General features: G+C 32.8%; 1 pseudogene. It reads right to left on the bottom strand.

Annotated features, from left to right (window positions below):
- Window positions 1–389 precede the first annotated feature (389 nt).
- Window positions 390–497, bottom strand: a pseudogene (locus V7150_RS25280) (peptide ABC transporter ATP-binding protein); the annotation flags it as partial.

The following is a 497-nucleotide window of genomic DNA, read 5'->3' as shown; positions in this document are numbered from 1 at the left end:
GTTATGATGATTGAATCTCCAGTAAAAAAAGTAAATTGCTTTATCGAAAAAGAGGAAAAGAAATAAATAATTCCAAATGAGAGCAAGGCATTGATAACCATAAAAGGCATGGAAAGTAACATAGCGTTTGTCAGGCTTTTCGGTTCTTTTAGCGGCTTCCAGCCATCATTCATTAATACGGTATGTGTTTGTTCATTAAATTTTGGTATTTTATTGCTAAATTTAATAAAATCAACCCCTATCCATATATGGTAAATCTACCCATTTATCATAACAAAAACAGGGGGCTGCTGTCAGCCCCCTATAAAATACTATTAAACTTTACAGTATAAAATCGCTCTTTTTTACTTCATGTTCACTAAGGACATCTTTTTTCCGAGCTTTTTTATTTATAGCACCTTACTTAAAAACGCTTTCGTTCGTTCTTCTTTTGGATGATCAAACAACTCACTTGGGACGTTTTCTTCTACAATTAATCCGCCATCCATAAAAATAAC

This window comes from Neobacillus drentensis (assembly GCF_036965245.1).
GTDB classification, from domain to species: Bacteria; Bacillota; Bacilli; order Bacillales; family Cytobacillaceae; genus Neobacillus; species Neobacillus drentensis_G.
This window is presented reverse-complemented; position numbering and strand designations above follow the sequence as displayed.